14 protein-coding genes and 1 pseudogene are annotated in these 14,210 nt (G+C 62.9%); 7 read left to right on the top strand and 8 right to left on the bottom strand.

The features are described from left to right. Positions 1-7 precede the first annotated feature (7 nt). Positions 8-187: a hypothetical protein gene (locus tag BSY16_RS24215; protein ID WP_069062370.1), complete on the top strand. Its 180-nt coding sequence runs from the start codon at positions 8-10 to the stop codon at positions 185-187. 91 nt (positions 188-278) lie between these two features. Next, positions 279-743 (top strand): DUF3597 domain-containing protein, encoded by a 465-nt coding sequence (locus tag BSY16_RS24210; protein ID WP_069062369.1) that lies wholly within the window; start codon positions 279-281, stop codon positions 741-743. A 344-nt stretch (positions 744-1,087) separates the two neighbouring features. Here BSY16_RS24210 and BSY16_RS24205 read toward each other — a convergent pair whose 3' ends face one another. Continuing rightward, positions 1,088-2,245 carry an acyl-CoA dehydrogenase family protein gene (locus BSY16_RS24205; protein ID WP_069062368.1) on the bottom strand — a complete coding sequence of 386 codons (1,158 nt, stop codon included), beginning with the start codon at positions 2,243-2,245 and terminating at the stop codon, positions 1,088-1,090. Positions 2,246-2,409: 164 nt separating this feature from the next. Here BSY16_RS24205 and BSY16_RS24200 point away from each other — a divergent pair, with 164 nt between their 5' ends. The 4 genes and pseudogenes from BSY16_RS24200 to BSY16_RS24180 all read left to right on the top strand — a co-directional run bounded on the left by BSY16_RS24200 (position 2,410) and on the right by BSY16_RS24180 (position 6,691). Continuing rightward, complete coding sequence (locus BSY16_RS24200) at positions 2,410-3,132, top strand: winged helix-turn-helix transcriptional regulator (RefSeq protein WP_069062367.1); 723 nt, start codon at positions 2,410-2,412, stop codon at positions 3,130-3,132. 718 nt (positions 3,133-3,850) lie between these two features. Beyond that, positions 3,851-4,351: pseudogene (locus BSY16_RS24190) on the top strand (Rossmann-fold NAD(P)-binding domain-containing protein); the annotation flags it as partial. A 61-nt stretch (positions 4,352-4,412) separates the two neighbouring features. After that, complete coding sequence (locus tag BSY16_RS24185) at positions 4,413-5,759, top strand: NAD(P)/FAD-dependent oxidoreductase (protein WP_150130131.1); 1,347 nt, start codon at positions 4,413-4,415, stop codon at positions 5,757-5,759. A 32-nt stretch (positions 5,760-5,791) separates the two neighbouring features. After that, entirely contained in the window at positions 5,792-6,691 is a 900-nt protein-coding gene (locus BSY16_RS24180; protein ID WP_069062363.1) for a DMT family transporter, read from the top strand. Positions 6,692-6,702: 11 nt separating this feature from the next. Here BSY16_RS24180 and BSY16_RS24175 read toward each other — a convergent pair whose 3' ends face one another. Together BSY16_RS24175 and BSY16_RS24170 are read right to left on the bottom strand one after the other, a co-directional pair. Beyond that, positions 6,703-7,401, bottom strand: a complete 699-nt coding sequence (locus BSY16_RS24175) for an anti-sigma factor (protein ID WP_069062362.1) — start codon at positions 7,399-7,401, stop codon at positions 6,703-6,705. Then, the gene (locus BSY16_RS24170; protein ID WP_069062361.1) at positions 7,398-7,952 is read right to left on the bottom strand and encodes a sigma-70 family RNA polymerase sigma factor; all 555 of its coding nucleotides are present in this window, start codon (positions 7,950-7,952) and stop codon (positions 7,398-7,400) included. Before BSY16_RS24170 ends, BSY16_RS24175 begins: the two co-directional genes overlap by 4 nt. Before the next feature lie 242 nt (positions 7,953-8,194). Between BSY16_RS24170 and BSY16_RS24165 the strand changes: the two genes are divergently transcribed. Continuing rightward, positions 8,195-8,983, top strand: a complete 789-nt coding sequence (locus tag BSY16_RS24165; protein WP_069062360.1) for a DUF4394 domain-containing protein — start codon at positions 8,195-8,197, stop codon at positions 8,981-8,983. A 285-nt stretch (positions 8,984-9,268) separates the two neighbouring features. Here the strand turns inward: BSY16_RS24165 and BSY16_RS32945 are convergent, their stop codons facing one another. From BSY16_RS32945 to BSY16_RS24140, 5 genes are all read right to left on the bottom strand, one after another. After that, entirely contained in the window at positions 9,269-9,787 is a 519-nt protein-coding gene (locus BSY16_RS32945; protein ID WP_286157336.1) for a DoxX family protein, read from the bottom strand. A gap of 119 nt (positions 9,788-9,906) precedes the next feature. Continuing rightward, on the bottom strand, positions 9,907-10,821 hold the full coding sequence (locus BSY16_RS24155) for an SMP-30/gluconolactonase/LRE family protein (protein ID WP_069062359.1): 915 nt from the start codon (positions 10,819-10,821) through the stop codon (positions 9,907-9,909). A gap of 15 nt (positions 10,822-10,836) precedes the next feature. After that, positions 10,837-11,787, bottom strand: coding sequence for an ABC transporter permease (locus BSY16_RS24150; protein ID WP_069062358.1), 951 nt, complete (start codon positions 11,785-11,787; stop codon positions 10,837-10,839). Continuing rightward, positions 11,784-12,725 (bottom strand): ABC transporter permease, encoded by a 942-nt coding sequence (locus tag BSY16_RS24145; protein ID WP_069062357.1) that lies wholly within the window; start codon positions 12,723-12,725, stop codon positions 11,784-11,786. Before BSY16_RS24145 ends, BSY16_RS24150 begins: the two co-directional genes overlap by 4 nt. Then, the gene (locus BSY16_RS24140) at positions 12,722-14,176 is read right to left on the bottom strand and encodes a sugar ABC transporter ATP-binding protein (RefSeq protein ID WP_069062356.1); all 1,455 of its coding nucleotides are present in this window, start codon (positions 14,174-14,176) and stop codon (positions 12,722-12,724) included. Before BSY16_RS24140 ends, BSY16_RS24145 begins: the two co-directional genes overlap by 4 nt. Positions 14,177-14,210 lie beyond the last annotated feature (34 nt).

Below are 14,210 nucleotides of genomic sequence, written 5' to 3'. Positions count from 1 at the left end.
GCGCACGATGATGAATGTAGGGAATCCGATCACTGAGCTTAGGAAAACGACGGGATACTCTCTTGAGCAGCTCTCAGTGATTTCCGGTTTGACCGAACTTGAAATCACCAAGCTTGGAAGCGGAGAACTCAAGGACCCGGTGAGGCTTTCTCGGCTGCTGACGGCGGCAGGCATAAAACAAGCCTAGTTTCTAACGGCAACACACTTGCCAACCCCGGACAATGCCATACTTCGCCAAGTGCACTCGGCTCGGGGTTCGCGATGAAAGGGATCGGAAAATGGGAATCTTCAGCTCCATCAAGGAAAAACTCTTCGGCAAGGCGGCGGAGACAACAGATGTTGAGAGCGCACCGACGAGAACAGTCCTTGCCAACGATGTTCAGACCAAGGCCGCGGGCGTTATCGCAACGCCCGATCTCGACAGTGAGGTCGCAGCGACGCTGGCGGGGGCCAATGCCGAACCTGCTTCCCTACGGCAGACTGCCCCTGTTGACTTAGCGGCCATCCTTGATGAAGCAGTGAAGAAATACGCAGAGAAGCTCGACTGGCGCCATTCGATTGTGGATTTGCTAAAGGCTCTGGGACTCGAAGCAAGCCTTGCTGAGCGCAAGGAACTTGCGGACGAGCTTGGCTACACGGGCGAAAAGACCGACTCCGCCACCATGAACACATGGCTTCACAAGGCGCTTCTGAAGGCATTGTCCGAAAATGGCGGGAAAGTCCCTGCCGATTTGCTGGATTGACAGATGTTGTAGGTCAAACTTTTCGCTGCCCTTGAGTTATCTTACCACACGCCCAGCGGTTTCGTTTCGATCGCTTGGACCGCACGTAAACGTTGAGAGCGCACCCTACCTTACCGAAAGCAGATATTGTTCGCCGCGTTCATGGCGTTGCCGTACCGAGCCGCTTCGGTGGCATCACGCCGACAAGACTGCAAGGCAATCTCATCGGCTTTCTCGGAGAGGCCAACGAAGTCGGCGTCGATGAATCGGCGGTATTCGCCGCGAAGCAGTCAAAATTTTGCATTTCGCCGTGAGAACGACCGTCTCGATCCCACGTAAGGCAGGCCACAAATGATCTGCGCCCTCTAGAATATGTTCTCAGTTGGAAGTCCGAGTGCGAGTGAACCCGCATATTGTGCCTGGGCTCCGGGCTGCATCGGATGATAGCGAGCGCCCTGTATATCCCGAAAACGGCGTTCCAGTCCGCTGTCCCGATAGAATGCCGCGCCACCCGCGGCCTCCATTGCAAGCTCCGTCACTTCGATCGCGTGCCGTGCGACCAAGGAACGGCCGATCATAATCTCGTTAATGGTTTCGGCGGACGGCGCATTTCGCCCAACCACATCCAACATCCAGCGATGTGCGATCTGGGCGGCTCTGAGAGACGTTTCCATGCGCCCGACCAGCCCGATCACGTAATCGCTGGTGGCTTTATCACGGACCATTTTGACCGCGATATCGCGCGCGCTCTCGGCGACGCCGACATAGACTGCGTAAATCAGAGGAAACGCGATCGTCCCGATGATTTGGAATACGGGGTGCCATTGCCCTGCAGCTCTGAAAAATGCAACACTCCCATCCGGCACGAAGAGGTTTTCGACGATGACGTCGTTCGACCCCGTTCCCCGCATTCCAAGCGTTCGCCAAGTATCCTCGATCGAAACCTCCGGCGATGCCATCGAAACGCCGAAATGAACGACGGAGCGAACGCCGCTCTCTTCTTCATGAACAGCTCCGGTCATCAGGATGTTTCCTGCCGCCGCACCTGACGTGAAGCGCTTGCGCGCGGTGATCCTGTATCCGCCATCAACTTTCACGGCTTTCCCTGATCCGCCGATCCAGTCCGATCCGCCGCTCGAAAGCAATACTACTTGTTCCGATGCAACACGTTTCAGGAGCGGTTCGACCGCGGCCACCTTCTGATGCCGCCAGCGCCAGGCGGGGATTGCGACTTGATGGGTGTGCATGGAAAAGGCAAGCGCCGTTGACCCGCAGACCCGCGCAATGGATTTGAGCATCTCAGCAAGTTCCGGTACTTCCGCACCCAGTCCGCCCAGTTCGATGGGAACGCCTGCCCGCATGAGACCGATGTCCTTCAGAAATGCGTAATTTTCACCGACGAAGGCATCGCTGTCGTCGATCGATGCGGCACGTTGGGCTAAGGTGGGCAGGATTGAATTGGTCAACTCGGCGATCGACAAACCGCCGCTAGAATTCTCCGCTGGTTCTATAATTCCGAGCATATCAGTGCCTCCTATCTGATGAGGATCTAAACTGTGCGCTCGTTTCAGATTAGCGGCTAGTACACGAACTGTACCAGATGTCGCCGCGGTATGGCGAGGAAGGGGTGATTGGCGGATCGATTGCTTTGCAATATCTTACCTGATCCAGACCGTTGGAGGTCCCCATGGTAGAGCGTGCCGGCTATGGGCAATTCTGCCCAGTCTCGATGGCGTCGGAAGTTCTCTGCTCACGTTGGACGACACTGGTTGTCCGCGAGTTCCTTTGCGGTTCGACGCGCTTCAATGAACTGCGCCGCGGTGTGCCAAAAATGTCTCCCGCACTCCTGTCTAAACGGCTGAAAGAGTTGGAGCAATCCGGGATTATCACGACAAGGAATGTAAACGGCACCACCCATTACCTGCTCACAGCAGCGGGCGAAGAACTGAGGCCTTTGATCATAGGGCTTGGCAACTGGGCGCAACGGTGGATGGAGTCACGACTTTCCCTGAGGAACCTAGACCCTTCTTTGCTTATGTGGGACATGCGGCGGAACCTCGATACGAAAACGCTCCCGGCTCGCCGTTGCACGATACAGTTTCTGTACCCGGAACTTTCAGCCTCCCAAAAGTGTTGGTGGCTGGTGGTCGAAAACGGAAAAGTCGATCTTTGCAATTTTGATCCGGGCTATGATGTGGACCTGCTTGTTGAAGCAGCGCTTAGTTCGATGACAGCAATTTGGATGGGCCTCTCGACCATACGGCAGGAAATCGATGCGGAAACGCTGAGACTGGAAGGGGACAAGGGTCTCGCGCGCAACATTCAAGAGTGGCTCGGTCTGAGTGTATTCGCCAAGATACCTCGAATGAGATCCATTGGAGACTCTCCAAAGAATGTAGCTGTTGAATGAAGAATGCGCCGTATGTGAAATTGCCGCGCGGCTGCGCGACGGCCATACCAAGGATTGACACGGAGCAGCCGAGGCGGTCGTTCGAGATGAAATTCCTTCCTTAAGCTCGATATCGCAGGTGCTTGAAGCCCATGCGCAATCGCGAGAAGTTTACTCGGGGTCACGGTGATGAAAGCAGCATGCTCAGCTCAATACCCGCCTGAGGGGCGGGACGCGGGCACAGGATATCGGCATCTTATGCTTGAAGTTAGGCGTTACATCAAGGTGATATACTCGCGCCTATGTAAGGATTTGCCCTACCCGATTCCGGGCGGCTTTCTAAAACAGTATCATCTTTGAAGCGGGGCCCTGCGTCCACGCTAGGGTGGATGCTTACATCGAGCGACTGTAATGCGATCGCGCTGAACATTCTACGATCTTGCGGAACCGTGTCGGCTCAATCTGACCTATGGAATAGGTGTCTATCAGATAACGTGCGAATGATGATCGCGCTTCGTCGGTCTTCGAGAACCACTCTTGCGTCACGATGTCATCGTACACTTGTTTGACGGCGGTTAGTTTTTCGGGCTGTAGGTGGTTGGAATGCATGGAAGTCTCCTGACTTCTCAGCGAAAACACCAGCGCTTTGTGAATGCCGTGGCGCGCTACGATGGTGCCGAGCCGCCCGAATGTACGCTCGACACCCACCCGGCACTATTAACTTTGACGTGCTTCGTAATCGACCGCTTTCCTGCGCTCGGGCTATTTCATCGAGACCTGGAGCGAGGTGGCGGGCGCTGCCCTGTCCGAGGGCGGGCTGCCATCCTTCCTCGACCCCGTCCAAAAGATTGCTATGGTCAGCACGATCGATGTCGGGCGCACCGCCGCGGTCCTGCTCTGCGAGGACTGGACCGGCCGGCGCATGGTGGAAATCGCCGGGCCGCAGGACTGGAGCGCCGGCGACGTGGCCGCGGCCTTCGCGCAGGCTCTCGGCCGCCCGGTGGTGCCGGCGCTGGTTCCGCCCGAGCGCCGCGCCGCGCTGCTGGCCGAAGAGGGCGTGCCCGGCGCGGTGGCAAGCGCGCTCATCGACATGTATGACGGCATCGCCAAAGGCCTGTTCCTGCACGAGGCCGGCACCGAACACCGCCGCGGCACGATTCCGCTTTCGACAGCGGTCGAGCGCATCGTCGCACGGTTACCGGCAGCATTCCGGGGCGCGAATCCGAGCGGAAGCCAGTAGTTTGGTGGCGGTTTATCTGGTACTGCCAAGGCAGCGACTCTCCTGCCCCAGAATGCATCCCGTGCTCACCTTTCCCTTCTCCCTGGCCGATCCCATCCGCTATCCCGGGCCACCGCCGCAGGCGTCCGAGGTGGTCATCATCGGCGGCGGCATCATCGGCGTCACCACGGCGCTCTTCCTGGCCAAGCGCAACATCTCCGTTACGCTGTTGGAAAAGGGACGCATCGCCGCCGAGCAGTCCTCGCGAAACTGGGGATGGATCCGCAAGCAGGGCCGCGATGCGGATGAGCTTCCGATCGTCATCGAGGCCTGCCGTCTCTGGCGGGAACTGGCCGAGGAAAGCGGCGAGGATATCGGCCTGATCCGGACGGGCGTGACCTATCTCGCCCGATCGCAAAAGGACCTGGCCGGCTTCGACGCCTTCATGAAGATCGCCGCCGAGCACGACCTCGACACCCGCCTCATCGATGCGAACGAGACCGCCAGCCTCTTCGAGGGTGCCGCACGCCGCTATGCCGGCGCGATGGTCACGCCCTCCGACTTGCGCGCCGAGCCGTGGCTCGCCGTGCCGGCGCTCGCCCGCCTTGCGGTGCGCCACGGCGTGAAGATCGTGGAAAACTGCGCCGCACGGGCGCTGGAGCTCTCGGCCGGCCGGGTCAGCGGCGTGTGGACGGAGGCGGGTCCGATCGCGACTTCCAGCGTGCTGGTCGCGGGCGGCGCGTGGTCCTCGCTCTTCCTGCGCAAACACGGCATTTCCATTCCGCAGCTCAGCGTGCGGGCCACCGTGGCCGCCACCGGGCCGCTGCCGGAGATCCATGCGGGTGCGGCGGCCGATGCGCAAATCGCCTTCCGGCGCCGGCAGGATGGCGGCTACACGCTGGCACCGGGCGGCAGCAGCCAGCTCTCTCTCGGCCCAGATGCCTTCCGCCACGCGCCAAAATATCTTCCCGTCCTGAAGGCCAATCCGCTGGGCATGCGCTATCGCCTCACCGCGCCGGCGGCGTTTCCCGACGGCTGGACGACGCCGCGCGACTGGACGCCGGACGGCGCGAGCCCCTTCGAGGCGATGCGGGTCCTCGATCCCGCGCCCGAACACGCCCGTCTCCGCGCGATCGAACGCGACTTCCAGGCGCTTTTCCCGCAGATCGGGCCGGTTTCGCTGCGGACGACGTGGGCGGGCATGATCGATGCCATGCCGGATGTCGTCCCCATCGTCGACCGCGCGCAGGCCATCGACGGCCTCTTCGTGGCGACGGGGATGAGCGGCCATGGCTTCGGCATCGGGCCGGGCATCGGGCGCGTCGTCGCGGATCTCATCCAGGGCAACGATCCCGGCCATCGTCTCCACCGTTTCCGGCTGGTGCGCTTCAGCGATGGAAGCCCCATTCGGCCAGGCCCCGGGCTTTGACGGGCGAAAAGGCATGACATCTTGAGGCCATCATGAGTTCCGGACTGATCGACACGAAACCGCTGGCCGGCATTGCGCTGGCCTCGGCCGGCTATGCCTGTTTCGCCATGCAGGATGCACTGGTGAAATGGATGGTGGCGACCTATGAGGTTCCGCAGATCCTGTTCGTGCGCAGCCTCGTCATCGTGCTGGTCTCCGGCGTGCTGATCCGCTTCTACCGCCATCCATCGATCCTGAAGAGCCCCTATCGCGGCACCGTGGTGCTGCGCGCCGCGCTGATGCTCGTCGCCTGGCTGCTCTACTACAACGCCGCGCGCTATCTGGGTCTCGCGGAACTCACCACGCTCTATTTCTCCGCGCCGATCATCACGGTCTTCCTGTCGATCCTCGTGCTCAAGGAGGCCGTGGGCGCGGGCCGCTGGATCGCCTGCGTCGGCGGTTTCGTCGGGGTCATCATCGCGGCCAACCCGTCCCATTCGCCCAACCTCATCCCCGCCGCCATGTGCCTCGTCGCGGGCTTCTGCTGGGCCTGGAGCACCATCCTCATCCGCCTCGTCAGCCGCAGCGAAAGCACGCTCACGCAGATGTTCGCGACCAGCCTGCTCTTCGGCATCGCCTGTGCGGCCACCTTTCCCTGGATGTGGAAAACGCCCGATGCGGAAGGGTGGATGCTGATGTTCGCGCTCGGCCTCGTGGCGACGCTCGGGCAGTTCCTGCTCTACGAGGGTTTTCGCTATGCGCCTGCCTCCGCGCTGGCGCCCGTCGAATATACCGGCCTGATCTGGGCCTTCGTCTACGGCTACGCCATCTGGGCGGAAATCCCGGCCCTCAACGTCTTCATCGGCGCCTTCCTCATCGTCGCCGCCAGCATGGTCCTCGTCATCTGGGAGCGCCGCGTCGCGCTGTCGCCGCGGAATATCGCCTCACCCTGAGCAGCGCGGTCCTAGTGCACCGCCTTGGCAAAGCCCTTGGCGAGGATCGGCCCGGTGGGACGGCCCGAGGTGGACCCACCCGCCTGTTCGAGCGTCAGCTCGTAGAGCTGGTCTTCATTCGGATCGGGCAATGTCGGCCCTTCCAGCCGGGCGGACCGGCTGCCGTCCAGAAGGCCGAGCGAAACGGGGCCGAGCTCGCGCGAGGGAAGCGTCCAGACCTGGATGGTCTTGTCGGCCGGCACCTCGAAGGCGCTGAGCAGGCGCACATTGGCCGTGTCATTGCCGAAGTCCTCGACGACCGCCTGCACCTCGCCGGCCTCGTTGAGCAGGACGGCAATCACCACCGGCTCGACCGTGCGGCCGAGGCTCCAGACGAGACCCGCCGCCAGGAGCAGCGTGGCGGCAAAGGAGGAAAGCGCCGCCAGCCGCCAGCCGGAGCGCCTGTTGTCGTTTGCCGGTGCGGCAACCGGACCGGACTCGCCGTGCGCCGGCAGGCTCGCCTCGATCCGGTGCCACAGTCCATCGTCGACAGCGGCCGGCGCAAGCTGGGTGTCGAGCGGCAGGAAGCGCTCGCGGCTGGCCGCGACCGCCGCGCGCAAGGCCGCGTCGTGCTCGATGCGCGCATCCACCGCCGCCGCCTCGCCGGCATCCAGCAGGCCCAGCACATATTCGTCCGCAAGCGAAAGCACGTCCTCTCTGCCGCCGGTCATGACATGCACTCCCTCAACGCCGAAAGGCCGCGCCGTATCCACGACTTCGTCGTGCCAAGCGGCAGGCGCAGGCGCCCGGCGATTTCGCCATGGGTGTAGCCGCCCACATAGGCCATGAGAATGCCGCTGCGCCGCGTTTCCTCCAGCCCGTCGAGGCATTCGCGCAGGCGGCTGTCGCGGTCGAGCATCTGCCAGGCCGCCATGACCTCGCTGGCATGGTCGCGGTCCTGCAGCGCCTCGATGTCGTCGACCGCCTCCTCGCGCCCACCGTCGCGCAGCAGGTTGAGCGCGCGGTTGCGAACGATGGCATAGATCCAGCCGCGCGCCGAACCCCTCTCGCGCGAATATTGATGCGCATGGGTCCAGATGCGGATGAAGGCCTCCTGCACGACCTCTTCCGCAAGCTCGCGCCGGCGCACGATGCGCTGGGCGACGGCGACCAGCCGGCCGCTTTCGCGATCGAAGATCACGCGGAGCCCGCTTCGCTCTCCCCTGGCGCAGGCAAGCACCGCGGCTTCCAGTTCGTCCGGATCGTCAGGTCTAAAAGCCAATCCACCCTCTTTCCGTCGAATAGTGCCGCCGGCCACGGTTTTCTCAAACGCAGTTGCCATCATCCGCATGATTTCGTCCAGTCATCTCTCCGGCATCGGTGCTGACAGGAAGACACGAGGGCGAGCCGGCTGGATGCAGCATGGAGATATTTTTTTGCCGGCTGCATCCAGGGGCCACCCGCCATGTGTCTTCGGATGGAGAGCATTTCCTCTCTCTAACGCCAAAAGCACCGGAGAACGACATGACCAAGCACTTCCACGCCCTCACCGCCTCCCTCGCCATCGGCCTTCTCGCCACCACCGCGTCTGCCGCGCCCATCCTCGGCCTTGCCGGCGAAAAGACGCTCGTGCTGTTCGACACGGAAAAGCCCGCCGTCTCGAAAACCATGGAGGTCGGTGGCGTCGACAAGCTCCTCGGCATCGATTTCCGCCCCGGCAACAAGACCGTCATCGGCGTCACCACGGATCACCGCATCGTCTCGATCGATCTCAACACCGGCGCGGCAACCGACGTCGCGAAGATGGACAAGACGCTCGATCTCTCCGAAGCGCCGGTCGTCGTCGATTTCAACCCGATGGCCGATCGTCTGCGCTTCATGACCGGCACGACCAACCACCGCGTCCATCCGGATACCGGCGCCGTCACGGTGGACGGCACGCTCGCCTTCGAGGAGGGCGACATGCACAAGGGCGAGACGCCGAACATCGTCGCCGCCGCCTATACCAATTCCTTCGGCAAACCGGAGAAGACGGCGATGTACAATCTCGATGCCACGATCGGCGCCCTCATCCAGCAGACCAAGCCGAACGACGGCACGCTGAAGGCGATCGGCAAGCTCGGACTGAAAGAGAAGCCAGCCACCTACGCGTTCGACATTCAGGGCGAGGAAGGTGGCAAGAACACTGCATACCTCGTTGCCGGCAAAATCCTCTACACGATCAGTCTTGAAACCGGCGCAGCAACGGAAGTCGGCGCCATTACCGGCGTAGAAAATGAGGTTCGCGACATCGCGATTCTCCCGGCGATGTAATCGGTTATCGGGGGCGGAGTCGAATGTGGCGTCCGCTTGCACCATTCGAAGACGACTATCGGCCGCGTGATCTGCGCGGCCGATCTCATTGTGCGAGCCATCTTAACAACGCTTACATCTTCGGAAGCAGGGCGTGGTCGATGGGGACAGAACGGCGGCGAAACGATCGAGGTGGAAATTTCAGGATCTCTTGGGGATCACGCGTCAAGAATATGGGCAACGACTATCGATTGAGTTCTGCCGGCCATGTTACGAGCCCGCCTGCGAACAGTGCGATCCAGACAATCACCGGTTGAAGCGGCAGACGGCAGATGTGGTACACCATTGCAGGATCGACGGCTCGCCTAGGAGCGTGTCCAGAGCGTGCTTGATGTTTGCAGGAAACACGCAAACCGCGTAGAGCGCCAGTCCAAAACCGGCCGCTCGCCTCAGCGACAAGATCAGTAAACCGACCGCGCTCGCGATTTCGCAGACGCCGGTCCCAAAGATCACAAGTCCCGGCGCAGGAACCCAACCAGGCGTAGTTCTCAAAAGCCGTGCAGGCCACACAATATTCAGCACACCAGTAATCCCAAAAGCAGGCAAGCCCGATCGCGCATCCGCGTCGCCAACACTCAAGTTTTTTCCGTCATAGGCAATCCGCTGTTCAAGCACGCGTTTGGCAGCCCTGAGATCGATGCGTCGCCCCGACACCTTTTCAATCGCCGCGACCACCAGATCGTTTGCGACGAAGTCCGATTTGTGGCTGAGATTGTGAACAACAATGAGCGCTGAACCGCGAACGTCGCGACGGTGTTCGACCATTTCGTCCCGGCCTTCATCGACTTTACGGGCGAGCACCGAGAGCCGGGAGTTGCACCGGATTCGTCCGTCGCCGGATGACACGATCGGGACGAAAACCGCTGGCGCCGCAGCAAGGCCCTTCAGGGGTGCTGGCTACCCGACACGGCGAGGTAGACCGAATAGAGCGAGGCTGTTGCCGTGATGAAAAGCCGGTTGCGCCGCGGACCGCCGAAGGTGAGGTTGGCGACGGTCTGCGGCACGCGGAGCTTGCCGATGAGTTTGCCCGCCGGGTCGAAGCAATGCACGCCATCGCCGGCGCTGGACCAGAGATTGCCTGAAACATCGGTGCGGATGCCATCGGGGATGCCGGCGTCGATGTGGCAGAAGACACGGCCGTTCTCGAGGCGGCGACCATCGATCACATCGAAGGCGCGGATATGGCGCGGCAGCGCAGGGTCGTGGCTCGCGGCGGAATCGGCGACATAGAGCGTACGTTCGTCCGGCGAGAAGGCGAGGCCGTTGGGCTGGGTGAAATCGCTGACGACAGCCTCGATCGCGCCGCTTTCCGGGTCGACGCGATAGACGTTGCGTGCCGCTTGCTCCGGCTCGGCCCGGTAGCCTTCGTAGTCCGAGAGGATGCCGTAGGTCGGATCGGTGAACCAGACGGAGCCGTCGGATTTCACCACGACGTCGTTGGGGGAATTGAGGCGCTTTCCCTGATGGCTATCGGCGAGGACCGTGACCGAACCGTCGATCTCCGTGCGCGTGACGCGGCGCAGGCCATGTTCGCAGGAGACGAGGCGGCCCTGCCGGTCGCGGGTGTGGCCATTGGCGAAATTCGAGGGCTGACGGTAGACGGAGACACCGCCCTCCGGCGTCCAGCGCAGGATGCGCTGGTTGGGGATATCGCTCCACAGGAGCTGGTTGGCATCACTGAACCAGACCGGGCCCTCCGCCCAGCGGCAACCGGTATAGAGCTCCTCCAGCCGCGCGCTGCCGACGATCAGATGCAGGAAGCGCGGATCGTGGATTTCGAAAGGGGAATCGGAGTGCATAGATGGGTTCCTGGATTACCGGGCGCCAGGTCTGCGGCCGCCCGCAAGCATGATGACGCTGATGATGATGAGGCCGGTCATGATGAGGCGCACGCCGGCGCCAAGACCGTAGGTGTTGAGCATGGAGACGACGAGGAACATAAACAGCGAGGCGCCCCAGATGCCGGGCACGTTGGAATCGCCGCCCGCGACCGCCGTGCCGCCGATGACAACGACGGCAATCGACATCAGGAGATATTCCGAGCCCATGTTGAGCGCCGCACCGCCGGAAAAACAGGCGAGCAGGTAGCCGGCAAGCGCGGCGAGCACAGCGCAGACGACATAGGTGACGAAGCGCACGCCATCGACGGGAATACCGGCCATGCGCGCCGCCGGCATGCTCTGGCCGATGGCGGAGATCCAGCGGCCGTAGAGCGTCTTTTCGAGCAGCAGCCAGGCGACAAGCGAGAGCACAAGCGCGATGAGCGCCACATTGGGCACACCAAGGGTGCTGGCCGTGGTGAAATCGGCAAGGAAAGGCGGCGGTTTGATGCGCAGGCCCCGGTTGGTCCAGATCGCCGTCGACTGCACGATGAAGCTCATCGACAGCGTTGCGATGATCGGCGGGATGCGCAGCGTCTTGATGAGCGCATAGTTGCCGATGCCGACGGCGACGCCGATGAGGATGGCAACGGCGAGGCCCGGCAGGATTATGCCGTTCTCGACATTCATCAGCTTGAGCGCCACCGTGCCGGCGAGCGTCATGGTGGCGGGCACGGAAAGGTCGATATTGCCAGGTCCCAGCGTGATGACGAACATCTGGCCAATGCCAACGATGATGGAGAAGGCGGCAAAGGTGAGCGCGGCCTGGGTGAGGCCGACCGCGCTTGCGCCGCCCGTGACGGAAATCGTCGCAAGCCAGACGACGAAGGCGGCGATCCACGACCAGATCCAGCTCTTCTGCGCAAGATGGCGGAACAGGGTCATCGCCGCTTCTCCCTCACCTCGATGCGGTTGAGGATGAGGCGAAGCGCCAGCACGACGATGAGGATCGCGCCCTGCGCGCCGATCTGCCAATCGGGCGAGATACGCAGGAACGAGAGGAACGAGCCGGCGAGCGTCAACGTCAGCGCGCCGATGACGGCGCCGACCGGTGAGACGCGGCCGCCTATGAACTCGCCGCCACCGAGAATGACGCCGGCGATCGAGAGAAGCGTATAGCGCAGCGCGATGTTGGCATCCGCGGAGGTGGTGAGCCCGACGAGCGCGATGCCGGCAAGCACCGCGAAGAGGCCGGCGAGCCCATAGGCCGCCGCGCGTGCAAAAATCGCCGACCAGCCCGCGCGCTCGACGGAGCGCTGGTTGCCGCCGACACCACGCACGAGCACGCCGAGCGAGGAGCGCATGACGAGAAAGTGGGCAACAACAGCGATAACGACGCTGGCGACGATTGCCATCGGCACGACCGGCGGTTTTACCGTCATCAGTGCGCGTGCCCAGTCCGGCGCCTGCCCGCCGGGCGCGGGCAGCAGCAGCACGGCAAGGCCAGCCCAGACAAAACTCATGCCGAGTGTGACAACGATGGACGGCAGGTTACGCAGGTGGATGACGACCCCGAGCAGCGCATAGACGCTGATAGCCCCGGCAAGGATGAGCAAACCGAGGAGCGGCGCATCACGCAGGAAGGTGGCAGTCACGCAGGCGACGAAGCTGACGAAGGCGCCCATGGAGAGGTCCAAATCGTTGACCGCCATGATCAGCATCTGCGCGATCGTGGCGAGCGCAATCGGAACCGCGAGATTGAACAGGAGGTTGAGGCCGACATAGCTCATCGCCCGCGGCTGGAGCCAGAAGACGGCTGCGAGCAGCACTGTCAGGGAGAGCGCCGGAATGAGGAGGCGCAGCGCGTCGCTGGATATCCTCATGCGGCCGGTCCCTCGAAGGAGGCGGCGAGGATGTTGGCTTCGCTGACGGCGTCGCCCGCGAGCTCGGCGACGATGGCGCCCTCGCGAAAGACATAGACGCGGTCGCACAGGCAGACCTCCTCCATCTCCGTCGAATACCAGACGAAGGTGCGACCGTTTTCTGCCTCCTGACGCACGATCTCGTAGACCTCCTGCTTGGTACCGACATCGACGCCGCGCATCGGATCGTCCATCAGCACGACCGGTGCGCGGGTCGAAAGCGCCCGTGCGAACAGCACCTTCTGCTGGTTGCCTCCGGAAAGCGACAGGATGCGGTTGCTCATGTCCGGCGTGCGGATCTCGATGCGCGTCTTCCAGTCCGCGCCGCGCGCGTCCTCCTCGCCGGTCCGCACCAGGCCGCTGCGCGTCATGTCACCGAGCGAGGCGATGGAGAGATTGCGCAGGATGCTCCAGAGTTCGAACACGCCGTTGAGGCGCCGGTCGCCGGCAACGAAGGTGACGGCCGGATCGCGTGCCGGCATCCAGGCGCCGCTTCGCGCCGCATGCAGCGCCATCAGCATCTCGGTCTGGCCATGGCCGGCGAGGCCCGCAAGCCCGACGATCTCGCCGCTCCGCGCAACGAACGGCAGGCCGCGCCCGCTTTGCTCCAGCACGACGGGCGCACTGGCAAGGTCACGCGCGGCACAGCGAGGGGCCTCGCCCTTCACCATGCTGCCCATGGTCTCGACGAGGCTGCGCTCGGAAAAATCCGCCGCCGGCCGCTCCGCGACGATGCGACCGTCCTTCATCACGACAATCCGGTCCGCGGTCGAAAGAATCTCGCTCAGGATGTGTGAGATGAAGATGACCGACCCGCCGCCCGCGACGAAGCGGCGGACATGGGCGAGCATCTGTTCGGCAAGGCTGGCATCGAGCGACGAGGTGGGCTCGTCGAGGATGATGAGGCGCGGCGCGACGCCCGCATCGGAAAAAGCGATGGCGATCTCGACCATCTGCCGCTCGGCGATTGAGAGTTCGCCGACCGTGCGGTCGCTCGTAATGCCGTGGCCGGGAAAGATCGCGGCAAGGCTCGCCTCGATGACCGCCCGCGCCCGCCGCCGCCAGCCGAAGCCGTCAAGCGAACGGTGCATCAGCCGGACATTCTCCACGATGGAGAGGTTGGGGCAGAGCGACAGTTCCTGGAAGACGCAGCGCACGCCGCGGGCGCGCGCCGCGGCGATGCCGTAGCGTGCAAGCGCCCCGTCATAGCCCACAACACCGCCCCCGTGGGGCGTCAGGCCGCCGTTGATGACACTGACGATCGTCGACTTGCCGGCGCCGTTGTGGCCGACGAGACCGACGCATTCGCCCGGCAGGATCGACAGCGTCACGCCGTCGAGCGCCTTGACCGCCCCGAAACTCACCCGGGCCTCGGTGACTGCGATCACCGGTTTCCGCATCTCACCCGTCATTGACCATCGCTTCTGTGCTGGAAAAGGCCGCGCA

Origin of the sequence: Sinorhizobium sp. RAC02, from assembly GCF_001713395.1 — a bacterium.
In the GTDB taxonomy this organism is placed as follows: domain Bacteria; phylum Pseudomonadota; class Alphaproteobacteria; order Rhizobiales; family Rhizobiaceae; genus Shinella.
This window is presented reverse-complemented; position numbering and strand designations above follow the sequence as displayed.

Excerpts from the sequence above, each read along its gene's own strand:
- BSY16_RS24175 (WP_069062362.1), bottom strand. The coding sequence starts at position 7,401 with ATGACCGGCGGCAGAGAGGACGTGCTTTCGCTTGCGGACGAATATGTG.
- BSY16_RS24215 (WP_069062370.1), top strand. The coding sequence starts at position 8 with ATGATGAATGTAGGGAATCCGATCACTGAGCTTAGGAAAACGACGGGA.
- BSY16_RS24205 (WP_069062368.1), bottom strand. The coding sequence starts at position 2,245 with ATGCTCGGAATTATAGAACCAGCGGAGAATTCTAGCGGCGGTTTGTCG.
- BSY16_RS24165 (WP_069062360.1), top strand. The coding sequence starts at position 8,195 with ATGACCAAGCACTTCCACGCCCTCACCGCCTCCCTCGCCATCGGCCTT.
- BSY16_RS24140 (WP_069062356.1), bottom strand. The coding sequence starts at position 14,176 with ATGACGGGTGAGATGCGGAAACCGGTGATCGCAGTCACCGAGGCCCGG.
- BSY16_RS24145 (WP_069062357.1), bottom strand. The coding sequence starts at position 12,725 with ATGAGGATATCCAGCGACGCGCTGCGCCTCCTCATTCCGGCGCTCTCC.
- BSY16_RS24155 (WP_069062359.1), bottom strand. The coding sequence starts at position 10,821 with ATGCACTCCGATTCCCCTTTCGAAATCCACGATCCGCGCTTCCTGCAT.
- BSY16_RS24150 (WP_069062358.1), bottom strand. The coding sequence starts at position 11,787 with ATGACCCTGTTCCGCCATCTTGCGCAGAAGAGCTGGATCTGGTCGTGG.
- BSY16_RS32945 (WP_286157336.1), bottom strand. The coding sequence starts at position 9,787 with ATGGTCGAACACCGTCGCGACGTTCGCGGTTCAGCGCTCATTGTTGTT.
- BSY16_RS24180 (WP_069062363.1), top strand. The coding sequence starts at position 5,792 with ATGAGTTCCGGACTGATCGACACGAAACCGCTGGCCGGCATTGCGCTG.
- BSY16_RS24200 (WP_069062367.1), top strand. The coding sequence starts at position 2,410 with ATGGTAGAGCGTGCCGGCTATGGGCAATTCTGCCCAGTCTCGATGGCG.
- BSY16_RS24210 (WP_069062369.1), top strand. The coding sequence starts at position 279 with ATGGGAATCTTCAGCTCCATCAAGGAAAAACTCTTCGGCAAGGCGGCG.